The 5620-nt window shown below is 65.5% G+C and carries 4 protein-coding genes and 1 pseudogene; all 5 read left to right on the forward strand.

Annotated elements, in window-relative coordinates:
* The coding region (locus BLX41_RS02545) for a helix-turn-helix domain-containing protein (RefSeq protein ID WP_123723641.1) at positions 1-129 on the forward strand (129 nt) is incomplete at its 5' end.
* 71 nt (positions 130-200) lie between these two features.
* The gene (locus tag BLX41_RS02550; RefSeq protein ID WP_404942733.1) at positions 201-2123 is read left to right on the forward strand and encodes an ankyrin repeat domain-containing protein; all 1923 of its coding nucleotides are present in this window, start codon (positions 201-203) and stop codon (positions 2121-2123) included.
* 100 nt (positions 2124-2223) lie between these two features.
* Positions 2224-4146, forward strand: a complete 1923-nt coding sequence (locus tag BLX41_RS02555; protein ID WP_123723642.1) for an ankyrin repeat domain-containing protein — start codon at positions 2224-2226, stop codon at positions 4144-4146.
* A 163-nt stretch (positions 4147-4309) separates the two neighbouring features.
* A complete protein-coding gene (locus BLX41_RS02560) occupies positions 4310-5341 on the forward strand; it encodes a histone deacetylase family protein (protein WP_123723643.1) in 1032 nt (343 codons plus the stop codon).
* 12 nt (positions 5342-5353) lie between these two features.
* Positions 5354-5620, forward strand: a pseudogene (locus BLX41_RS34275) (polyamine ABC transporter substrate-binding protein); the annotation flags it as partial.

The following is a 5620-nucleotide window of genomic DNA, read 5'->3' on the forward strand; positions in this document are numbered from 1 at the left end:
CAGATGCTCTGCGAAGACCAGATGCCCATCTACCGGATTGCCGAAGCCCTGGGTTTCAGTGAAACCGCGAGTTTTCGCCATGCCTTCATCCGCTGGAGCGGTGTGGCGCCGAGTCAGTTCCGGCCCTGAGACAAACCCCGGCATAAAGCCGCCGATTGCATTACATTGCCGAGCTTTGACACCGGCAAGGGACTGCAAGCTTGAACATAATCACAGGCGCCATCGCCCGGCGCATCGGCATTCGCGGGCTGTGTCTGGCACTGGTGCTGCTGGCTGGCGGCCCCGTCGCCCAGGCCTTTGACCTGTCGAAGATCCGCTGGTGGGAGATGCAGAACAGCATCCTCCTGGACGATCCGGAAACCGCCACGCTGCAACTCGAACCCTTCCCCCTGCCCGGGCTGGCCCAGGCGCCGGCCCGAGTGATCCTCAGCCAATACCACGGCCTGTTCTATCTCAACGGCTATGCGGATGGGCAGTACCGGCAGCGGGTCTACAAGTCGCCGCCCCTGCCGCTGTTCAACGCCCAGGAACTACAGGCCTGCGTGCCCGAGCAGCGACCCGTTGGGGCCACGGACAACTGGCCGTCGAGCAAGCAGCTGGAATCCGCCCTGAGCCTGACCAAACTGAGTTTCGACTGCCAGAGCCCAGGCTGGGAGTTGAGCAATCGCTATCTGCTGGTGGACAGCCGCGATCCCCAGCGGCCGTTGCTGGCCATCGGTCAGCGCCAGGGCGAGGCACAGATCGACTTCACCCCGCAGCAACCGATCAGCCCCGAACTGCAGCAGCAATGGCAACAGGCCCTGCACAAATACCCAAAGTTGCTGGAGCCCTTTGACGCCAGCAGCGGCCAGCTGCGCGTCAAGCCCTATGCGCCGCAGCCCAGCGCGGAGCAGGTCTGGACAGAGTTCCGACAACTGCACGCACAATTGCGCGACGCCAAGGACAAGGCTCCGGGCATCGCCCGGGTGGAAGACTTCTTCACCCGCCATGACTTTCGCGCGATCGCCCCCGAGCGCAGTACCTACCCGGGCCTGCTCAACGACATCGCCTATTGGGCCACCGAGGCCGGCCGGTTAGAGAGCGCCCGCCCCTGGCTGGCGTACGTGCTGCGTCGCGACCCGGGACGCATGCCGACCTACCTCAATCTGGCGGACCTGGATTGGCGCCTGTACCAACAGCAGCCCGCGGACACCCGGCACCGGGGCCGGGCCATGGAGAACTATCGGCTGTACTGCGGGCTGCGCCTGCAACGCCAGCTGGGGGTCCCCGCCAGGGTCACCCAGCGCCTGGGCCTTGAGGCACCCAGCGAACCGGCCTGCCAAAGCGCCTGGCCGCTGGTGACGGCGGTGGACCAGGGTGACGCGGGCGAAGTCCGGCGCCTGCTGGAGAACGGCCTGAGCGGCGACGTCATCGCCGCCGACGGACGCCCGACGCTGTTGCATGCCCTGGATAAACCCGACCTGGACATCGCCCGGCTGTTGCTGGCCCATGGCGCCCGCCCCGATGGCCAGTACAACGGCCGCACCCAGGTGGTCCTGGCCATGCGCCGCGACCTCAAGGACAACCCCGACCTGAACCAGGCCAAGCGCCTGAACTTCCTCCTGCAGGCCGGTGCCGCCATCGATGAGCAGGATGCCCAGGGCGGCACCGCGCTTCAGGAAATGGCCAAGGAGCGCGACGACATCGAGCGCTTCAACTGGCTGCTGCAACACCCCCAGGACCTCGACAAGCGCAGCGGGCCAGACGCCGTGACCGCGCTGTTCCTGGCGCTCAAGGGCGGCAACTACGCCGCTGCCCGGCAACTGGTAGAAGCCGGCGCCAACCTCAACCTGAGCTACGGCCGCGATTTCTGCGCACAGCAACCGATTCGCGAAAGCCTGCTGATGATCGTGGCCGAACAGGGCTCGCCCGAGGTCATCAATCCCTGGGTCAGCCAGCAAGAGAGCCTGGACATGTTCACCTTGCTGCTGGAAAAAGGCGCCGACCCCAACGTCGGCCGCTACTGCAAGAACAACGGCTACACCTGGCTGCTGGAGATCATGGCCCGACGCAAGCGCGACGACATGCTCAAGGTGCTGCAAGGCTTTGCGCCGCCACCGTCGGCGACGGCGTTTCGTCTTTGAGGCGTGGCGCCGAACCCGCTGCGCCCCTGAAACAAAGCCCGGCACAACGGCGCCGATTGCATTACATTGCCGAGCTTTCTACCGGCAAGGGACTGCACACGTGAACCTATTCACCGCCATCGCCCGGCGCATCGGCATTCGCGGGCTTGGCCTGGCACTGGCGCTGCTGGCTGGCGCACCCGCCACCCAGGCCTTCGACCTGGACCTGGGCGCGATCAAATGGTCGGGAATGGCTCGCTACTTCGTCATCGACTACCCGGAAACCGCCACCCTGCAGCTCAAGCCGTTCCCCGTGCCGGGCCGGGAGCGAGTGCCGGCGCGGATCATCCTGTCCCAGTACCGCGGGCTGTTCTACCTCAACGCCTATCAGGACCTGAAGTACCAGCAGCGGGTCTACAAGTCGCCGCCCATGGCCCTGTTCAGCCCCGAAGCGCTGCGGGCCTGCGCGGCCCCGGAGTATCCGGTGCAGGTCGCCGACAACTGGCCCGCGAGCAATACCCTGGACACCGGCATCACCCTGACCTCGCTCGACTTCAAGTGCCAGGAGCCCAGTGATTGGCAACTCAGCCAACGCTACCTGCTGATCGACCAGCGCGACCCGCAGCACCCGCTGCTGGCGATCAGTCACCGCCGGGACCTGAGCCAGATGGAGTTCACCCCACTGCAACCCATCAGCGAGGAAACCGGGCGGCAGTGGTTGCAGGCCCTGGAGACATTCCCGCCGTGGTTCCGCCCTTTCACCCAAGGCAGCGGGCCGATCACCGTCAACGCCTTTGTGCCAGCGCCAGCCTCGAACCCGGACAGCATCTGGAAAGAGTTCCGCGCGCTGCACGAGCAACTGCGCACCGCCAAGGACAAGCAACCGGGCATCAACCGGGTGGAGGACTTCTTCGTCACCCATGACTTTCGCAGCATCGCCACCGAGCGCCGTGAATACGCCGGCCTGCTCAACGACATCGCCTACTGGACCAGCGAAGCCGGGCAGCTGAGAACCGCCCGCCCCTGGCTCAAGGAAGTGCTGCGTCGTGACCCCGGGCGCATGCCGACCTACCTCAACCTGGCGGACCTGGACTGGGCGATCTACCAACAACGCACGCAGGACAACATCCACCAGGGCCGGGCCATCGAGGGTTATCGGGTGTATTGCGGCCTGCGCCTGAAGCGCCAGATGAGCATCCCGCCCCGGGTGCTGCAGCGCTTGGGCCTGAACGCCGCCCCCCCCCGGGACTGCCAGGCCTTCTGGCCGCTGGTGGACGCGGTGGATGCCGGCGACCTGACCGAAGTACAACGCCTGCTGGCCAGTGGCATCAGCGGCGAGGTCATGGCCGACGATGGTCGCAGCGCCCTGTTGCACGCCCTGGACGCCCCGCGCCTGGACATCGCCCGGCTGCTGCTGGAGCACGGCGCCCACACCAGCGGCCTGTACAACTGGACCACCCTGGCGACCCTGGCCATGCGCCGCGATCTGGGCGACAGCCCCGACCTGAGCCAGGGCGGACGCCTGAAGTTCCTCATCGAGGCCGGTGTCGCCGTCGACGAGCCCGACAGCCAGGGCCAGACGCCACTGATGCAGATGGCCGAGAACAAGCGCAGCCTGCAAGGCTTCACTTGGCTGCTGCAACACCCGCAAAACCTCGACCGGCGCAGAACCGACGATGGTGAAACCGCTCTGTACCGGGCGTTCTCGGGCAACAACTACGAGGCCGTGCGACAACTGATAGCCGCTGGCGCCAACCTCAACCTGAGCTACGGCCGTGGCACCTGCTACAACCAGCCCGTCGGCGAGAGCCTGCTGACCCTGGTGGCCGACAAGACCTCCGCCGACGACAAGTCCCCCTACGTCAGCCAGCAGGACACCCTGGAACTGTTCACCCTGCTGCTGGAAAAAGGCGCCGATCCCAATGTCGGCCAGCACTGCGAGAAAAAGGGCTACGCGCTGTTGCTGGAAGCCATCGCCCGGAAAAAACGCGAGGACATGCTCAAGGTGCTGCAGCGCTTCGTTCCCGCCCCGCCCGTCAGTTGAACCGGACGGCGCCCCGCAACGGGGCGCCCTGCCTCTTTAAGGGGCGAATTTCGGTCAAACACTTTGGCCAGATCAATCCCCTTTTGGCCGCTCCTGCCGTTCTCCCAAACCCCGCGCCCCGCAAGACTGTGATCCACCGAATCAGCCTGCGGAGAACAAGAAAATGCTGACGATCTACTCGGACGATCACCACCTGCACCACGGCCGTTGTGAACTCATCGACGGGCAATTGATGCCCTGCTTTGAAATGCCTTCCCGGGCCGACCATGTGCTGGACCGGGTGAAGTACCGCAACCTTGGCCCGGTAGAGGCGCCCAAGGACTTCGGCCTGGGGCCCATCGAACGCATCCACAGCCGGGCCTACCTGGACTTCTTCAAAGGCGCCTGGGAGCGCTGGGCGGCACAGGGCATCGACGGCGACCTGCTGCCCTACACCTGGCCGGCACGCACCCTGCGCAGCGTGATTCCCACCAGCCTCCATGGCCAGCTCGGCTACTACAGCTTCGACGGCGGCGCGCCGATCACCGCCGGCACCTGGCAGGCAGCCTACAGCGCAGCGCAAGTGGCCCTCACCGCCCAGGCGGTGATCCAGCGCGGTGCCCGCAGCGCCTTTGCCCTGTGCCGGCCACCGGGACACCACGCCGCCGGCGACCTGATGGGCGGCTACTGCTACCTGAACAACGCCGCCATCGCCGCCCAGGCCTTCCTCGACCAGGGCCACAAGAAAGTCGCGATCCTCGACGTCGACTACCACCACGGCAACGGCACCCAGTCGATCTTCTACGCGCGCAACGACGTGCTCTTCACCTCGATCCACGGCCACCCGGAAGCCGAGTTCCCGTTCTTCCTGGGCTATGCCGACGAATGCGGCGAAGGCGCCGGGGAAGGCTTCAACTTCAACTACCCGCTGGCCGCCGGCAGCGGCTGGGATGCGTGGAGCGCAGCCCTGGAGCAGGCCTGCAACGAGATCCACAGCTATGACGCCGACATCATCGTGGTGTCCCTGGGCGTGGACACCTTCAAGGACGACCCGATCTCGCAATTCAAACTCGACAGCCCGGACTACCTGGCCATGGGCAAGCGCATCGCCGCCCTCGGCAAGCCGACGCTGTTCGTCATGGAAGGCGGTTACGCGGTAGAGGAAATCGGCATCAACGCCGTGAACGTTCTCGAAGGTTTTCAAAGCGCCCAGTGAGGGACTCGCATCATGCAAAGACTCCAACGCCTTATCCTTCCGGCCCTGTGCGCCAGCCTGCTGGGCACCGCCGCCCATGCCGAAGAACGCACCCTGCGGGTGTACAACTGGTTCGACTACATCACCCCCAAGGCCCTGGAGGATTTCAAGGCCCAGAACAGCCAGGTGAAGCTGGTCTACGACATCTTCGACACCAACGAAGCCCTGGAGGCCAAGCTGCTCACCGGCAACTCCGGGTATGACGTGGTGGTGCCGTCCAACGTGTTCCTGGCCAAGCAG

Source organism: Pseudomonas protegens, from assembly GCF_003732485.1.
Taxonomy (GTDB): Bacteria; Pseudomonadota; Gammaproteobacteria; order Pseudomonadales; family Pseudomonadaceae; genus Aquipseudomonas; species Aquipseudomonas protegens_B.